General features: G+C 53.2%; 7 protein-coding genes. 2 read left to right on the top strand and 5 right to left on the bottom strand.

What is annotated here, in order from left to right; all coding sequences use genetic code 11:
* Positions 1-271: 271 nt before the first annotated feature.
* Entirely contained in the window at positions 272-1285 is a 1014-nt protein-coding gene (locus ACVV26_RS11330; RefSeq protein WP_474801655.1) for a LacI family DNA-binding transcriptional regulator, read from the top strand.
* Between the two features lie 33 nt (positions 1286-1318).
* Here ACVV26_RS11330 and ACVV26_RS11325 read toward each other — a convergent pair whose 3' ends face one another.
* On the bottom strand, positions 1319-2188 hold the full coding sequence (locus tag ACVV26_RS11325) for a crotonase/enoyl-CoA hydratase family protein (RefSeq protein ID WP_474801653.1): 870 nt from the start codon (positions 2186-2188) through the stop codon (positions 1319-1321).
* Positions 2189-2657: 469 nt separating this feature from the next.
* On the opposite strand from ACVV26_RS11325, the gene ACVV26_RS11320 reads away from it, so the two are divergent.
* Complete coding sequence (locus ACVV26_RS11320; RefSeq protein ID WP_474801651.1) at positions 2658-3239, top strand: helix-turn-helix domain-containing protein; 582 nt, start codon at positions 2658-2660, stop codon at positions 3237-3239.
* A gap of 7 nt (positions 3240-3246) precedes the next feature.
* Here the strand turns inward: ACVV26_RS11320 and ACVV26_RS11315 are convergent, their stop codons facing one another.
* The 4 genes from ACVV26_RS11315 to ACVV26_RS11300 form a co-directional block, all read right to left on the bottom strand.
* Positions 3247-3981 carry a hypothetical protein gene (locus ACVV26_RS11315; RefSeq protein ID WP_474801649.1) on the bottom strand — a complete coding sequence of 245 codons (735 nt, stop codon included), beginning with the start codon at positions 3979-3981 and terminating at the stop codon, positions 3247-3249.
* Between the two features lie 93 nt (positions 3982-4074).
* Positions 4075-5067 carry a hypothetical protein gene (locus ACVV26_RS11310; RefSeq protein ID WP_474801647.1) on the bottom strand — a complete coding sequence of 331 codons (993 nt, stop codon included), beginning with the start codon at positions 5065-5067 and terminating at the stop codon, positions 4075-4077.
* 2 nt (positions 5068-5069) lie between these two features.
* On the bottom strand, positions 5070-5879 hold the full coding sequence (locus ACVV26_RS11305) for an OmpA family protein (protein ID WP_474801645.1): 810 nt from the start codon (positions 5877-5879) through the stop codon (positions 5070-5072).
* Between the two features lie 65 nt (positions 5880-5944).
* Positions 5945-18388 carry a YadA-like family protein gene (locus ACVV26_RS11300; protein ID WP_474801643.1) on the bottom strand — a complete coding sequence of 4148 codons (12444 nt, stop codon included), beginning with the start codon at positions 18386-18388 and terminating at the stop codon, positions 5945-5947.
* Between the last annotated feature and the right edge of the window lie 13 nt (positions 18389-18401).

The raw sequence follows: 18401 nt of genomic DNA, 5'->3' as shown, positions 1-18401 counted from the left end.
GCGCGTTTATATCGGTAAGGCCATTACTTTCATAGGGTTAGACAAGAACTTCACGAAACGCCGTTTTTTGTGTAACAGTATAGGTAACCGGTTCCACATAAGGGTGGTTAAATCACGTTTAGTTTTCAACACAAAATTAATATTGATTGTGAATCTGTGACTCAGATCGCCACAGAGCCCCTGCATCACCTTTCTCTTCGTGAAAACTGCCGCTGCCATTCGGGGAAAACTGTGTAGAATGGCTGGCGTACTCACCGTCCGGGATCGATTCATGTCAACAATGCAGGAAGTGGCAAAAAAAGCGGGTGTATCAAAGGCGACGGTGTCGCGGGTGCTCTCCGGCAAGGGGTATACCAGCGAAGAGACCAAAGAACGGGTGTACAAAGCGATTGAGGAAACCGGCTATCGCCCTAACCTGCTGGCGCGCAACCTGGCGACCAATAAATCACAATGCATTGGCCTGGTGGTGACCAATACCCTGTATACCGGCAGCTACTTTAGCGAACTGCTCTCTCAGGCGGCGAAAAAACTCGAAGCCAATGGCCGACAGTTGATCCTCGTCGATGGGAAACACAGCGCTGAAGAAGAGAAAGCCGCCATCGATTTTCTGCTCGACCTGCGCTGTGATGCCATCATCATCTACCCGCGTTTCCTCAACGTGGATGAAATGGACGCCATCGTCGAAAAGCACAAACAGCCGATTATGGTGATGAACCGTAAGCTGCGTAAGCATCACAGCCACTGCATTTGCTGCGATCACCACGGCGCGAGTTTTATGGCAACAAAGCACCTGATTGACCGGGGGCATCGCAATATCGCGTTTATTACCGGTTCGATGGACTCTCCAACTGCGATTGATCGTCTGGCGGGTTACAAAGCGGCGCTCACGGCCAGCGGCATCCCGGTACGCGATGCGCTGATCGCCTTCGGTAAATGGTCCCCGGCCAGCGGCGCGGAGGCGACGGATAAACTGCTGAGTGCAAAATTACCCTTTAGCGGGCTGGTGGTCAGTAATGATGATATGGCGATCGGGGCCATGAAGACCCTGCACGGTGCGGGTCTGACGGTGCCGGGCGATGTCTCGATCGTGGGTTTCGATAATATCGCTACCGCGCCATTCCTGCAGCCCGCGCTGTCGAGCATCAAAGATCCGGTGAGTGAGATGATTAACGAAGTGATTGAGCGGCTAATTTCGATGCTGGATGGTGGATATTTGTCGACCAACAGCCTGTTTTCTTCACGGCTGCTGGAACGGGATTCGGTACAGGACGGGCCGTTTCGCTAAAACCCGTCCTGCAACAGGACGGGTTATTAACGGTTAGCCTGCTTTACGGGTTGAACTCGCCATATGCCGCTGCTGCAATAGCACCAGCCGTTCCATATAGGCAATGTCTTTCGGTTCGAGACTGAATGCCGCCTCGACCCAGTCTTCGGTGATGTCCATCAGCTCCGCACGCGGAAGGCTCAGCACCCGCTGCCGGGTACGCAGCATGGCCCTGACGCCGTTCAGCTTAAGCGTCAGCGAATCGATAAACGTGCGTGTCGCCACGGTTCCCTGCCCCGGTTCGAACAACATATCCACCAGGCCATGCTGCTCATGCCACTGCGCCGGATGCGCCTCGCCTTTGTAGATTAACGCCTCTGCGAGCTTCATCCCCGAACGCCGCGCCACCAGAGAGTACGCCCCCATGCCGGGGAATAAATTAAAGGCAATTTCCGGGAAACCGAGCCGAACGTCGTGCTGCGCCAGTATAAAATGATGCGCCAGCGCGGCCTCGAACCCGCCACCCAGCGCGCTGCCCTCTACCATGGCAATGCTGATCGCGCCCGCGTCAAACCCCCGCGACGCGGCGTGGACACAGTCTACGCAGGCCCGGGCATAGGCGCGTAATGCTTCCCGCCGACCGTTTTTTATCGCCTCGACGAAAAAGGCCAAATCCCCGCCCGCGTTATACAGGCCAGGGACCAGCGATCCGGTTACCCAAAAATTTACCGCAAAGCCGATTTTTTGAACCAGATATTGCAGGTTCATAATTTCCTCGATTAATTGATGATTAAACGATGGCCGGGGTTGCGCATTTAACATCATCCAGATGGTTTTGCGTTTTTCCTCATACCAGGCCGAAAGTTGGGTGTATTGCGCGCTATCAGTAAATAAATGGCAATCAGGATGAGTTATTATCGTCATAGTCTTTCCTTATTAAACATTATGCGAAAATCGCAGCGAAAGACTACTTCAGACGTTAAGCCAGCAATACATCAACAACCCTATCGCCAATTAACAAGATTGTTATGCATTTGAAAAAGAAGAAAAGCGGAGTGATACATAACGTGCTATTAACCATTAATAGCACGAGCAATAAAAACACCAGCACAATATACTCCCCCCTGTTCATGAACAACAAAAAATATTGAGGTCACAAACATTTATCCATTTCAGGTTAAACAAGTAAAATGAGTGGCATTGTCAGTGAAAAACTCCGGAGTGATAAAATAAAGAGAGATTCATAAGGTTATTTGAAAAAGCAAGGCCGTGATAACCGTTATTAGCTGCGGATTGTAAACCATTAAGATAATCCTATAATTAATTGTACCGTCCCCGCCTGCGGTTAAGCTTAACAGTCATAGACGTGATAGTTTAATGGAATGGAAGTGATATGGATACTCTGGTAAAAGTCTTTATATGTACCGATAACTATTACCTGTACAAAGGCATCGTTTGCTCTCTTTCAGAAAGAGTAAACTGCCATTTCGTTTGGGTAAGTGATATTGATAATAAATCTTCTTTTGTTCTGAATGCGCTACGGCAACAAGATATTGTCATTCTGCTAACAGAGACAAAAATGATTGATTTCTATTTTCTAATCAAGCTTTGCAAGTGTCAATGCAAGGTCGTAATGGCAAGCAACGAGCAAAACTGGTTACTCAACATTATGTTTAACTTTGCCATGATAAATACTCATTTTTATTTGAGCGATCTCTTGCTTGCGATCTACAGTAAAAGCAATCAAAATTTTTATGCGAAGTACCCGAAATTCACAAAACAAGAGAAAAAGGTGTTGTTCTATACGTCTAAAGGGCATTCCGTTAGTGCAATGAGCAGATACCTGGAAATATCCGAGAAAACAATTTACCAGCATCAGCGCAATGCACTGAATAAAATTGGAATGGACAGGCCACGCAGCGTGGTAGGTTTGCCAAAAAATTTCCTTGATTTTTTATTCCATAAACAGAGCTGAAACTATATTAGCAATATGCGTCGGAAAAGTGGTTTTTTACCGCAACATTCTCAATGAGATATAATGCACTGATTAAATGACGATACTTAATAAGATCCTGTACAGTATGCATCCCTAATTTCCTGATGGCGGACATTCTTTGATTATAAAGAGTTTTATAATGTCCGCTATATTCTTTACTGGATTCTTTAACGCCTCTTCCAGTGAAAACATTGGTTACGGCAATAAGCTCTGCCGGAGATAAACTCCTGGCTCGGTAGTTTCTTCTGTGGGCGGGATGGAGGGTCCTTTTTGCCGTAAATGGCGTTTTGCTGCTCCCTTTACATTGCCCAACATAGTCTTTCAACTGTAGCTTAAGGATCTCAATATCACTTCTGCCATCTACAAAATGTACGATATTCAGTTCTTTGACAAAAATCGATTTCAACTTAGAAATTGCATCCGATACGATAATGACTTTGTGGCTATCCAGTTTAAGCCTCTCAATATCCTCTACTAAAAATCTTACTATTTCCGCACGCATCATGTTCATCTGGTCATGGATATGGATAATGATAGAATTAATCTCCCCGGCGAAACTCTCCCGCCAGGTAATAAATTCATTCACATCTTCGAAAACACAGCATCGTAATGCCGGAACCGGTGATTTCAATATAGAGGTCATGGCGGCCCGACTATAACAACATTCATCTATAATAATATTCACAGCTGAATCATAGGGTTGATTAATTTTCATTGGCATTTTACTGTCCCTGTTGGAGGTCGTTTTCATTAACATCTGGTTGAGTAAAAGAGCGCCTGAATACCACAGGAATTGCAGGCGCTAAGGGGGCTACTATTTGTTACTGCTTTTTTTGTTATTTATAACGGGGGTCGCTTTATCATTTTCTTCCGTTGTAGTCTGCTGCTGTGGCTGGACTTGAGCCTGAACATCATTAATTACCATAACATCAGAAAAATATTCTTTACCTAATATTTTACCACTACCAAACCACGGAACCCCTTTGGAAGTAAACATCACATTGCCCGCTTGCTGGGTTAGCACGTCACCCGTTGCGTTTGCCACAGTAAAGCTGTTCAACGTCACATTCACTGGCACCAGTGATTTCGCGGAGTTACTTTTATAAAACATTGTGATTTTACGTAAATATTCAGGCGCATAGTTATAAACGATACCGGCGATTTTTTGTTGGTAACCCGCCCAATACTGATCCTTCTCATTCTGAATATTTTCAGCGATTACGGCATACATCTGCGCAGTAGCCTGAACAATGGCCATTTTAACCTGCGCATCATGAATGAATTGCGGCTGGTTAAATACAATCTGCTCGGTTTTCTCAGAGGTAGTCTGTTGTTTATCAGACTTCCAGAAACTCCAGCCACTTGATTTTGCCTCTTTTTTATCCGCTTTTTCTTTCGTGGGCTGTTTAGAGAAATAACCTCCATTATTAACAGGCGCGAATACAGAATTTGCCAGATAAACAGCACAGGTCATCTGCTGCTGCTCTTTATCGCCATTAACCAGCAATGATGCCACGCTGCCACTACGGGGGATTTTCGCGGTATCAACGCCTTTTTCTTTTAACGTGGTAATAACGTCTTGTTGAGTTTTTTCGCCTCTCGCCAGCGCACAGATCTGCTGCATCGCAAAATCATTACGCTTTCCTTCAATCGTCGGCATGATCGACTGGAGGGTGTCAGTGATCATATTATACGCCGGTACACTGATGGTTTTAACCGGCAAATCCTGGGGTGCGGCGACAGCCTGTTCTACAGCCAGGAGGAGAAGACCGCCAACGGCGGTCTTAATTACATTTGAAACGGACATGCTTATTTACCTGAATTAATATCTACAACATCAAAAGTCATTCGACGGTTTGGTGCAAGGCACTCAATAACAGCCGGAGATTTTTTACCGGGGCAATTTACGCGTGGCATCGCATCGCCCATTCCACGGGTCTCAATCGCTGAGCCCGTAATACCGTTCTCAATCAGCATTTGTTTGACTGATTCAGCACGTGCCAGTGACAGCTGCTGGTTTTTTACCGGGTTGCCAATACGATCGGTATGACCGGTTACAACAACATGTTTGCCAGCAAGCGATTCACCTTTTAACTCAGTGGCAAGACGGCTCACCTGTAATACCCCTTCAGCGCTCAGTGCAGGGCTTCCAAAGGCAAACAGACTTGAACCACTCAGTTCTTTATGCACTGGCGCTTTTACCTGCGGGGCTGCGGGCGCTTTCAGTCTTGACAGACAATCTTCTGGCAAGAAATAGAAACTCTGCGCGGTCATCTGCGAATCAAATAAAACTTTGTATTGGCACGTTAATAAAGATTTATCCGGCTGAGTGAAATGGAAAATATAATCCCACTCTTTCACACGAATAACGCCTTCTTTGAAATGTGGCACGCCAATCAACTCGTAAACCTGCGGTTTGGTTAAACCCGGACGCATTTGCTTCAGGTTATCGAGATTAACAAAGCTGCCCTCTTCCCTTACTGCGCTGGACTGCTCCGGGAAAACTGGCTTTGCGGTTTTGCCTTGAGCGTCAACATCGCTAATAGAGTGAGTACAGGCAGATAATAACGCCATGCCACCCATCGCCAGCGCCAGACGAGCTGTTTTTAAATAATTCATAATCAATTCTCTATAAAGAGGTAACAGGCCCCCGGACATTACCGGGGGCATGATTTATGCGAAAATTAGAACTGGTAGCCTACGCCTACAGCCGCGCCGACATCGCCCTGGCTGTTGGTGGTACCAGAAATTTTCGTTACCCACTTACCGTTATCGGAAATAGTGGAAACACCCAGTGCAATCGCAGATTCACCCTGGTAGGTGCCGCCAGCCAGACCAACCATACTTGCGCCTGGTTGATAAGGCTGTGGTAGTCCCGCCATGGCCATTGCACCCGCCACGCCCGCGCTCAACTTATCCTTCTGGTCATCGACCATGTTTTTAAGATCGTTGAACTTTTTGTTGGTGTACTGATAAGAGTTGTTAACACCCTCTTTCAGCTGACCCACGTTCACGGCGTCGGTGTTTTGAGTCCCTGCTGCAACGTTTGTAATTTGACGCTCATTGCCGACAGAGCCCACTGAGACGCTGTTGTCACGATCGGTTACCGAGTTGTAACCCAATGCAACAGAGTTGGTATGGGTTGCTTTCGAGTGAGTACCGATTGCAGTACTGTGATCCGCACTGGCAATTGCGCCAGCGCCGCCCGCGACAGCATCTTTCCCGGTCGGTTTCGGTTTCGGCAGATTACTGGTGTTATTCACCTGGAACATGCCGTCCGTACCGTTAGAGATGTTGGTTACACTCTGGTTAACCTGATCCAACTGGTATTTGTTCACTGCATCGCTTGGGGCTTCGCCATTCGCGACGTTAGTGATGGTAGTACCACCGGTGTGAGTGGAGTTGTCGTAAGTATCCCCGCCCATAATCACTTTGTTGTAGTTAACCGTACCGTCAGAGTTAGTCTCATACTTCACGCTTCCGGCATCAATATTGTTGATGTCGCCAGAGATCTTCTCAATTGCCTGGTTGGTGGCGTAGAGCTCAGAACCGTTCACCGCATCGGTGCTGTCAGCCGTAATACGGCCTGCAGCGACATTAGTGATAGTCCGTTCGTTGCCTTCGCTACCCACACTGACAGTGCTGGTCGGCGTAGTGCCTGCAACTGCATAGGCTTCACCATTGATGGTTACGCTGGTAGTTGCTACCGCTGCCTGAGTGACCGAGCCTGCACCCAGCGCCACATCGTTGGCGTTGTTTGCGATAGAACCCGTACCCACGGCTACACTGTTCTCTCCATTGGTCTGAGACCTCTGGCCAATCGCTGTACTGCCTTTGCCCGTAGATTTGGCATCGTCACCCATTGCGACGGAGCCATCACCCAGAGACTGGGCGTTAGGGCCTACCGCGATGGAATCCATGCCGCTTGCCACTGAATCCGCTTTATCGGAATTGGCGTGGAAGTACTTGGTCCCGTTGTTGTAGATATTGGTGGTGGCATCAGTCAGTTGCTGCACGTTAACCGCATCGCTCGGATCGCTACCGTAAGCTACGTTAGTGATACGCGTACCGCCGGTTTTGGTCACGCTGTTATACGTGTCGCCGCCCAGGGTGATGTGGTTGTAGTTCACCGTGCCGTCTTCGTTGATCTCATACTTCACCGTGCCTTGATCCAGCGAAGTAATCGCTGAATTGGTAGCAAACAGTTGAGAACCGTTGATGGCATCGGTGCTGTCAGCCGTCAAACGACCCGCCGCCACATTAGTGATGGTGCGTTCATGACCGCGGCTGCCCACAGAGACGGTACTCAGCGGATTGATGCCCGCGAAGCCGTAATCAACATCATTGATGCGTACACCCGTAGTGGCCACTGCGGCTTCAGTTACCGAGCCGGAGCCCAACGCCACATCGCCGTCGTTGATGGACTGCGCATCGCGGCCCAGCGCCAGGCTGTCGAGACCGGTTGAGCGTGCGTTGTAACCCACCGCCGTGCTGCCCTGACCGTTGGCATAAGCATCAGCCAGCGCCAGACCGGCATCGTTGGTACGTACATAGCGGATACCACGACCGTTGATCTCGGTGTAATCATCACCCTGATCGCCCGCGAAATTATTCACGGTATTGGTCACGTTGGTGATGTTGTTGTTGGTTTCCGTCAGCTGCGAGAAGTTAACCGCATCACTCGGCGCCACACCGTCCGCCACGTTAGTGATGGTGGTGCCGCCCGTGTGGGTGCTGTTGTCGTAGGTATCGCCGCCCAGCGTCACGCTGTTGTAGTTCACCGTACCGTCAACATGGGTGTCGTATTTCACCGCGCCCTGTTCCAGACCGTTGATTGCCGTATTGGTCGCAAACAGCTGCGAGCCGTTAATGGCATCGGTACTGTCAGCGGTGATACGACCTGCCGCCACGTTGGTGATGGTGCGTTCATGACCCAGGCTGCCCACAGACACGGTGCTCAGCGGATTGATACCTGCGAACTCATAGTCAACGCCCTGAATACGCACACCCGTGGTTGCTACCGCAGCGTCGGTTACCGAGCCGGAGCCCAGCGCCACATCGCCGTCATTGATGGACTGCGCATCGCGGCCCAGCGCCAGGCTGTCGAGACCGGTTGAGTGTGCGTTGTAACCCACCGCCGTGCTGCCCTGACCGTTGGCATAAGCATCAGCCAGCGCCAGACCGGCATCGTTGGTACGTACATAGCGGATACCACGACCGTTGATCTCGGTGTAATCATCACCCTGATCGCCCGCGAAATTATTCACGGTATTGGTCACGTTGGTGATGTTGTTGTTGGTTTCCGTCAACTGCGAGAAGTTAACCGCATCACTCGGTGCCACACCGTCCGCCACGTTAGTGATGGTGGTGCCGCCCGTGTGGGTGCTGTTGTCGTAGGTGTCGCCGCCCAGCGTCACGCTGTTGTAGTTCACCGTACCGTCAACATGGGTGTCGTATTTCACCGCGCCCTGATCCAGCCCGTTGATGGCCTGGTTGGTGGCGAACAGCTGCGAGCCGTTGATGGCGTCAGTGCTGTCAGCAGACAGGTGACCGGCTGCCACGTTGGTGATCAGACGCTCATTCCCTTCCGAGCCCACGCTCACCTGGCTGGCCGGATTGGCACCCGCGAACGTGTAGTCCACGCCCTGCAGGGTGACGCCCGCCGTCCCGGTGGTTGCGCCCGTGACCGAGCCTGCGCCCAGTGCGATATCATTCGCATTGTTCGCCACTGCGCCCATCCCGATTGCCACCGAATCCGCACCCAGCGCCTCAGAATCCGCGCCGGTGGAGTTGGCGTGGAAGTACTTGGTACCGGTGTTGTAGATGTTGTTTACGGTGTCGCCCAGATCCGTCACGTCACCCTGGATAGTGGTGATATCACCCTGAATGTTGGTGATATCGGTGGTGTTGGTGTCGACCTGGTCGCCCAGGCTGTTGATGGCCGTGTTGGTTGCAAACAACTGCGAACCGTTCACCGCGTCAGTGCTGTCAGCAGACAGATGACCGGCTGCCACGTTGGTGACCAGACGCTCATTCCCTTCCGAACCCACGCTCACCTGGCTTGTCGGAGCCGCACCCGCAAAGGCAAAGTCCTCACCGTTGATGGTGACGCCCGCCGTCCCGGTGGTTGCGCCCGTGACCGAGCCTGCGCCCAGCGCGATATCATTCGCGTTGTTCGCCACTGCGCCCATCCCGATTGCCACCGAATCCGCACCCAGCGCCTCAGAATCCGCGCCGGTGGAGTTGGCGTGGAAGTACTTGGTACCGGTGTTGTAGATGTTGTTTACGGTGTCGCCCAGATCCGTCACGTCACCCTGAATGTTGGTGATGTCGGTGGTGTTGGTGTCGACCTGGTCGCCCAGGCTGTTGATGGCCGTGTTGGTTGCAAACAGCTGCGAACCGTTCACCGCGTCAGTGCTGTCAGCAGACAGGTGACCGGCAGCCACGTTAGTGACCAGACGCTCATTCCCTTCCGAACCCACGCTCACCTGGCTTGTCGGAGCCGCACCCGCAAAGGCAAAGTCCTCACCGTTGATGGTGACGCCCGCCGTCCCGGTGGTTGCGCCCGTGGCCGAGCCTGCGCCCAGCGCGATATCATTCGCATTGTTCGCCACTGCGCCCATCCCGATTGCCACCGAATCCGCACCCAGCGCCTCAGAGTCCGCGCCGGTGGAGTTGGCGTGGAAGTACTTGGTACCGGTGTTGTAGATGTTGTTTACGGTGTCGCCCAGATCCGTCACGTCACCCTGGATAGTGGTGATATCACCCTGAATGTTGGTGATATCGGTGGTGTTGGTGTCGACCTGGTCGCCCAGGCTGTTGATGGCCGTGTTGGTTGCAAACAGCTGCGAACCGTTCACCGCGTCAGTGCTGTCGGCAGACAGATGACCGGCTGCCACGTTAGTGACCAGACGCTCATTCCCTTCCGAACCCACGCTCACCTGGCTTGTCGGAGCCGCACCCGCAAAGGCAAAGTCCTCACCGTTGATGGTGACGCCCGCCGTCCCGGTGGTTGCGCCCGTGGCCGAGCCTGCGCCCAGCGCGATATCATTCGCATTGTTCGCCACTGCGCCCATCCCGATTGCCACCGAATCCGCACCCAGCGCCTCAGAATCCGCGCCGGTGGAGTTGGCGTGGAAGTACTTGGTACCGGTGTTGTAGATGTTGTTTACGGTGTCGCCCAGATCCGTCAGGTCGCCTTCCACCGTGGTGACACGGTTGTCCAGGTTGGTGACGTTAGTATTGGTTTCCGTCAGCTGCGAGAAGTTCACCGCATCACTCGGTGCCACACCGTCCGCCACGTTAGTGATGGTGGTGCCGCCCGTGTGGGTGCTGTTGTCGTAGGTGTCACCGCCCAGCGTCACGCTGTTGTAGTTCACCGTACCGTCAACAAAGGTGTCGTATTTAACCGAGCCAGCATCCAGGTTATTGATATCGGTGTTCAGTGTATTGATCGCCGTGTTGGTGGCGAACAGCTGCGAGCCGTTGATGGCGTCAGTGCTGTCAGCAGACAGGTGACCGGCTGCCACGTTGGTGATCAGACGCTCATTCCCTTCCGAGCCCACGCTCACCTGGCTGGCCGGATTGGCACCCGCGAACGTGTAGTCCACGCCCTGCAGGGTGACGCCCGCCGTCCCGGTGGTTGCGCCCGTGGCCGAGCCTGCGCCCAGCGCGATATCATTCGCATTGTTCGCCACCGCGCCCATCCCGATTGCCACCGAATCCGCACCCAGCGCCTCAGAATCCGCGCCGGTGGAGTTGGCGTGGAAGTACTTGGTACCGGTGTTGTAGATGTTGTTTACGGTGTCGCCCAGATCCGTCAGGTCGCCTTCCACCGTGGTGACACGGTTGTCCAGGTTGGTGACGTTAGTATTGGTCTCGGTCAGCTGCGAGAAGTTCACCGCATCACTCGGTGCCACACCGTCCGCCACGTTAGTGATGGTGGTGCCGCCCGTGTGGGTGCTGTTGTCGTAGGTGTCCCCGCCCAGCGTCACGCTGTTGTAGTTCACCGTACCGTCAACAAAGGTGTCGTATTTAACCGAACCGGCGTCCAGAGTTTCGATGGCAGAGTTAGTTGCAAACAACTGCGAACCGTTGATGGCATCGGTGCTGTCGGCTGAAATGCGCCCTGCTGCAACATTCGTTACAGTTCGTTCAGCGTTTACATCACCGACACTGACAGTAGCGACAGGCGAAATGCCTGCAAAGTCATACTGCTTACCATTGATGATCGTACTGGAGGTACCCACCGCTGAGGATGTTTGAGCGCCTGAACCTAAGGCTACAGACATATCATGTAATGCCTGTGCACCCTGACCCAACGCCAGGCTGTTAGCGCCAAACGCTGACGTGTCTGCACCAACCGCAGTCGCACGTTCACCTGCTGCCTTAGAATTCGCACCAAATGAAGATCCGCCTAATCCCGTGGCAATCGCACCAGAACCAAAGGCAGCCGTAAACTGCTCCAGCGCCTGAGCATTTTGACCTACAGCAGTAGAGGCAAACTGAGTAGCCTTGCTGTTTGCGCCAACCGCGGTAGCAAAGTCAGCCACTGCCTGACTATCCTGACCAATCGCAACAGTTGCGGTGTTCATCGCCTGGCTGTTAGCGCCTAATGCCAGAGAATAGTCACCGGATGCACTGCTTGACTGACCGATTGCGGTTGCAACATAGCCATCCGCGAGACTGCCCTGACCCAATGCCATGGTCTTTTCACCCACTGCGGAGCTGTTCGCGCCTATTGCAGTAGACTCATCACCCTGTGCATTTGCGGATAAACCAATAGCCACGCCATCCTGACCCGCCGCCGAAGCATTTACGCCAGCTGCCAGTGCATTAAGACCCGTTGCACCGTCATTGTTGTAATTACCACCCTCAACGCCATTGTCATTAACGCTGTAGTAATGGGTTTTGACACCCTCTACCGTTTCGTTAAGCTGATCAACGTTCACCGCATCGCCACCCTCCACGCCATAAGCAACGTTATTGATGACAGTACCGCCAGTGTGAGTGCTGCTGTCGTAGGTGTCACCACCCAGCGTGATGTGGTTGTAGTTCACCGAGCCATCAACAAAGGTGTCGTATTTAACAGAACCGGCATCCAGAACGTTGATCGCGGAGTTGGTGGCAAACAGCTGCGAACCGTTCACCGCGTCAGTGCTGTCGGCAGACAGATGACCGGCTGCCACGTTGGTGACCAGACGCTCATTCCCTTCCGAACCCACGCTCACCTGGCTTGTCGGAGCCGCACCCGCAAAGGCAAAGTCCTCACCGTTGATGGTGACGCCCGCCGTCCCGGTGGTTGCGCCCGTGGCCGAGCCTGCGCCCAGCGCGATATCATTCGCGTTGTTCGCCACTGCGCCCATCCCGATTGCCACCGAATCCGCACCCAGCGCCTCAGAATCCGCGCCGGTGGAGTTGGCGTGGAAGTACTTGGTACCGGTGTTGTAGATGTTGTTTACGGTGTCGCCCAGATCCGTCAGGTCGCCTTCCACCGTGGTGACACGGTTGTCCAGGTTGGTGACGTTAGTATTGGTCTCGGTCAGCTGCGAGAAGTTCACCGCATCACTCGGTGCCACACCGTCCGCCACGTTAGTGATGGTGGTGCCGCCCGTGTGGGTGCTGTTGTCGTAGGTGTCCCCGCCCAGCGTGATGCTGTTGTAGTTCACCGTACCGTCAACGTTGGTGTCGTACTTAACAGAACGATCGCTGAGATCGTTGGTTACCTGTGCAACCGCTGAGAGCTGTGCAACGTTAACGGCATCAGAATCTTCAGTACCCGCTGCTACGCCGGTGATTTGGCGGAACTTACCGGTATCAACATCCCCGATACTTAACGCACCCAGTGTGCTGGTGGTTGCATTGATAGCCATGGCCGCAGCAGAAGAAAGACCTTCCGGCAAGTAACCCGGTTTACCCGCAGAGGTATTTGCAACTGAGTTGGCACCCAATGCAATACCATCAGCAACATTGGCCTGCGCACCGTAGCCCATCGCTACTGCGTTATCGCCGACAGCAGTTGCCGCGATACCGGCAGCCATGGAATTTACGCCCGTTGCGCCGTCATTGTCGAAGTTGGCATTTTGGAAGCCGTTGTCGTTAACGCTGTAGTAATGGGTTTTGGCACCCTCTACCGTTTCGTTAAGCTGATCAACGTTCACCGCATCGCCACCCTCCACGCCATACGCAACGTTATTGATGACAGTCCCGCCCATGTGGGTGCTGTTGTCGTAGGTGTCCCCGCCCAGCGTCACGCTGTTGTAGTTCACCGTACCGTCAACAAAGGTGTCGTATTTAACAGAACCGGCATCAAGGGTGTTAATGGCAGAGTTAGTTGCAAACAACTGCGAACCATTGATGGCATCGGTGCTGTCGGATGAAATACGTCCTGCTGCAACATTCGTTACAGTTCGTTCAGCGTTTACATCACCAACACTGACAGTGGCGACAGGCGCAGCGCCTGCAAAGTTATACTGCTTGCCATTGATTATCGCGTCGGGAGTCGCCACCACAGGGGCTGTCCGGGAGCCTGAACCTAAGGCTACAGACCTATCCTCCTGAGCAATCGCACCTTCACCCAATGCCAGCGTGCTGGTACCAATTGCCCTGCTATTCCAGCCGACAGTAACGGAACCGCCACCTAGTGCAGTTGTACTCATACCAACAGCTACGCTGTTGTCACCCCCTGCGTAAGCTTTTACACCAGCCGCCAGTGAATTTTCACCGATTGCACCGTCATTGTCGTAGTTGCCATGTTGAACGCCGAAATCGTTAACGCTGTAATAGTGGGTTTTAGCACCCTCTACCGTTTCGTTGAGCTGATCAACGTTCACCGCATCGCCGCCATCCACGCCATAAGCAACGTTATTAATAACGGTGCCGCCAGTGTGGGTACTGCTGTCGTAGGTGTCTCCGCCCAGCGTGATGTGGTTGTAGTTCACCGTGCCGTCAACAAAAGTGTCGTATTTAACAGAACCGGCATCCAGGGTGTCTATCGCGGAGTTGGTTGCAAACAACTGCGAACCGTTGATGGCATCAGTACTGTCAGCTGCGATATGACCTGCCGCGACATTCGTGATCAGACGCTCGTTACCTACTGTGCCTACACTCACCTGGCTGGTCGGATTCGCACCAGCAAAGAAGTAATTTTTACCGCCGATTATCGCACCAGGCGTACCTGCGGTAAGACCGGTCTCTGAACCTGCACCCAACGCTACGTCATTGTCATTATTCGCCAGAGCGAATTCGCCAAGCGCCATTGAGCGAGTGCCAGCAGCTTTACTGCGCGTACCCATCGCAATTCCGCTTTCATTCATTGCCGTTGCACGATCGCCAAGCGCAATGCTGCTTTCGCCTTCTGCACTGGCATACGGACCGATGGCGGTACTGGCCGCTTTCTGCGCTTTTGCGCCTGAACCCAAAGCCGTTGCATCGGTATCCGCAGCCAGAGCCTCCCAACCAATGGCTACTGCGCCGGTGCTGGTCGGATTACTGGTGCTGGAATCCACACCTAACGCGATGCTATTGATACCCTGAGAGCTGGCACCAAAACCGGTGGCAATACTGGATTCACCAATGGCTTTAACGTTGGTGCCCATAGCCACAGACGATTGTCCCAGCGACATAGCACCGACGCCCGCAGCAAGCGAGTTCATGCCCGTTGCGCCATCGTTGTTGTAGTTACCGCCAGGCGTGCCGAAGTCATTAACGCTGTAGTAATGTGAGGTAACTGCATTAAGACCGGTTTTCAACTGCGCAACGTTAACCGCATCAGTATCCAGCGAACCGGCGGCAACGCTGGTGATCTGACGAGTCAGGTTATTGGCAATATCACCGACGCTGACGGCACCCAGCTTACTCTTCCATGTTGCAGAAGTATTGGCGCTGATAGCTTTGGTTAACGGATCATAACCTGCAACACCCGCTTCGGTGGATGCAACAGAACCTGCACCCAACGCGACGGCATTCAGCACAGTGGCGCTTGATGCCAGTGCGAAGTTACCACCCAGAGCAAGCGCGCCCTGCGCGGTCGCGTTACTATAAGCACCCAAGGCGGTAGCATAGAGCGCTAACGATTTTGAGCCGTAACCCAGCGCAGAGGAACCGGTGAAAGTAGCCTTAGTACCATTACCGATTGCGGTGGCGTTATCGCCAGTGGCTGCTGCCGCTGCCCCGACTGCGGTACCGTAATAGTTACTCCGGGTACCGCTACCTATAGATACAGCACCTTCACCGCTTGCTTTGGCATCACGTCCATAAGCAGAAGCGTAGTTTGCATTAGCCAGAGATGAATCACCTACAGCCGTAGCAGAACTACCGCTTGCAGTGCTATATGAACCGATGCCAACAGCGTTATCACTGGTAACACTGGTGTTATTACCCATTGCCAGGGACTGGTAACCGGTAGTCGAGGTTTTATAACCAATAGCAATGTTATTGCCATTTGTATTATTGACTGTAGCACTATTACCAATCGCGATACCGTTATAATTCAGCGCCTTAGCGTTAGTGCCCATTGCAACGCTGTCACTGCCGGTTGAACCCGCGCCTACGCCAGCCGCCAGGGCGTTAGTGCCCGTTGCGCCATCGTTGTTGTAGTTACCGCCAGCCGTACCGCCATCGTTAACACTGTAATAATGGGTTTTTGAATCATTCAGATCGGTCGCAATGGCAAACAGTTGCGAACCGTTCACTGCATCAGTACTTGTGGAGCTGAGACTACCCGCCGCCACATTTTTGATTTGACGTTCAGCGCCTACAGCGCCAACACTTACTACGTCGCCCGCAGCAGGTGTGCCGCCAGCAAAGGTGTACGCTTTACCTTTGTAGGTGAATCCAGCCGTTGGAGTTGATGCGGTTACCGTTGAACCGTTACCCAGAACCACGGCGCCGTCAAACCCTGTACCGACAGTCACATTGTTACCGACCACAAACGCATTGTTCGCGGCGATATTATTGTTGTTACCCAGTGAGTAACTTCCGGCACCGGTGATGGTGGTTGGGTCGCCGATAGCGCCTGAGTTATTGCCAGATACTGTATTGCCGGTACCGATACTTAAAGAACTGGTACCCGTTGCTTTGGCTCCGTTACCCATGGCAATGCTGTTGGTGCCTTGCGCAAGAGAAGACTGGCCGAACGCCACGCTGGATGCGCCCACGCTGTTGGCCAGATAGCCCATAGCCAGACCGCCTGTCCCCGATGCCGTCGCTTCACGGCCAATTGCCATGTTGCTGGAGCCTACACCGCTGGTGATGGCCTTATAGCCCAGCGCAATGGAGTAATCTGGTGTTGCTTTGGCGCTATTGCCCATCGCAATACCACTGTAGCCCGTAGAGTTAGCATTTGCGCCCTGCGCAATACTGTAACTACCTGTCACAGACGCGCCGGTACCTAACGCCATTGAACCGATGCCGGTTGCAGATACGCTGCTGGAACTACCCAGTGCAATCGCGTTATCGGCCATAGACTGGGTATTCGCACCCAGTGCAACAGCGTTTTTGCCCGCGGCTTTGGCGTTATAACTTTGTGCCAGTGCCGCTTCACCCGTCGCAGCGGTCTGCGCGCCCAACGAAGTAGAGTTAATGCCCGCTGCGTTTGCGCTCTGCCCCAGTGCCAGCGCGTTACTTTGTGCTGCTACGCTATTTGAACCAATAGCCACGCCATAAGACGCACCGGTATTCACATTGGCGTTGTAGCCCATACTGATACCGTGCATGGCATTGGATTTGGCACCTTCACCGACCGCAACGGAGTAGATTTCGGTCGCGTTTGCGCTATGACCGATCGCCGTCGCCCCTGCCGAAGTGACCTGAGCCTGGTAACCCATCGCAATTCCGTTCAGCGCGTTGGTTGCGTGAGCATCAGTACCCAAAACGACAGAATCCGAACTGATGCTATCAATGGTAGAAGAGGTGCCCACCATCGTGCCGCGTGTGGCATCGTTAGTTGATGCTGCGCCTATGGTCACGCCACGTTGGGCATTGGATTTAGCGCCATTACCCATTGCAATAGCATCGCCCGCTGCGGCAACGCTGTTGGCGCCCGCTGCAATCGCTCCGCCAGCAGAGGCTTTCGACATGGTACCAATCGCAGTGGACGCGGTACCGCTCGCCGCGGCCAGGGTCCCCATCGCAAATGCCTGGGTTTTGGTTGCTGACGCGCTGGAACCCAATGCCACGGTATCCTGTGCAGAAGCCTGCGCGGTATAGCCGATAGCCAACGCACCGGTTGAAGCCGGGTTCGCTGGATCGCTTAACGCTTTTGAGTTTTGACCAATGGCAATACCGCTAATAGAGGTTGCGCTTGCAAGGTTGCCTACTGAAACAGCGCCATTGCCTGATGAGTTACTCAGTGCGCCAATGGCAGTAGAAGCGTTGCCCGTTGCAGCGGCACCGCCGCCCATCGCAAAGGCTTGTTTTTTGGTGGCTTGCGCAGACGCACCCAGCGCCAGGGCATCCTGAGCATTGGATAACGCACCCCATCCGATCGCAATCGCGCCGGTGGTGGTTGAATCTGCCGGGTCGACTAAAGCTTTGGATATCTGACCAATAGCAATACCGCTACCCGAGGTGCTAAGCGCGCCGAGGCCCAGAGCGACTGAGTTATTACTTGACGCCGTAGCATTTTGGCCCATTGCCAAAGAGGCTTCGCCGGATGCGCTTGACGCCATACCAAAAGCCGACGCGGCTAAACCCGACGCCACCGCACCGGTACCTACCGCAGTAGAATCAATGCCAGTTGCTTGCGCACTTTTACCAATGGCAATCGCTTCCTGCTGACTGGCGACAGCGTTAGCGCCCATCGCAATAGTGTATTGATCGCTTGCTGTAGCGGTTGGGCCAATCGCGGTGGCGTTGCCCGTGACCGCCGTTGCTTTACCACCATTGATAGAGGTGTTGCTGGCTATGTTACCGTCAAGCGAAGCATTACTGGTGCCTGTGCCTGCAACCCAGGCATGGGCATCGTCGAGGGGAATAAACGCTAACGTTAACGCCCCCAGCACGCCTGCGGTGGTGCTGGCGAGTTTGTTGCGGCCGGTTTTACCCTTTCCTTTGGCCTTAGCAAACTCGCTCACAGCCACCCACGACTGCAATGCCGGATTCCAGACAATCCGATAAATTTTATTCATAAAAGCTCCTGCC

The organism is Atlantibacter sp. MEI4A-1023 (assembly GCF_056155425.1).
This window is presented reverse-complemented; position numbering and strand designations above follow the sequence as displayed.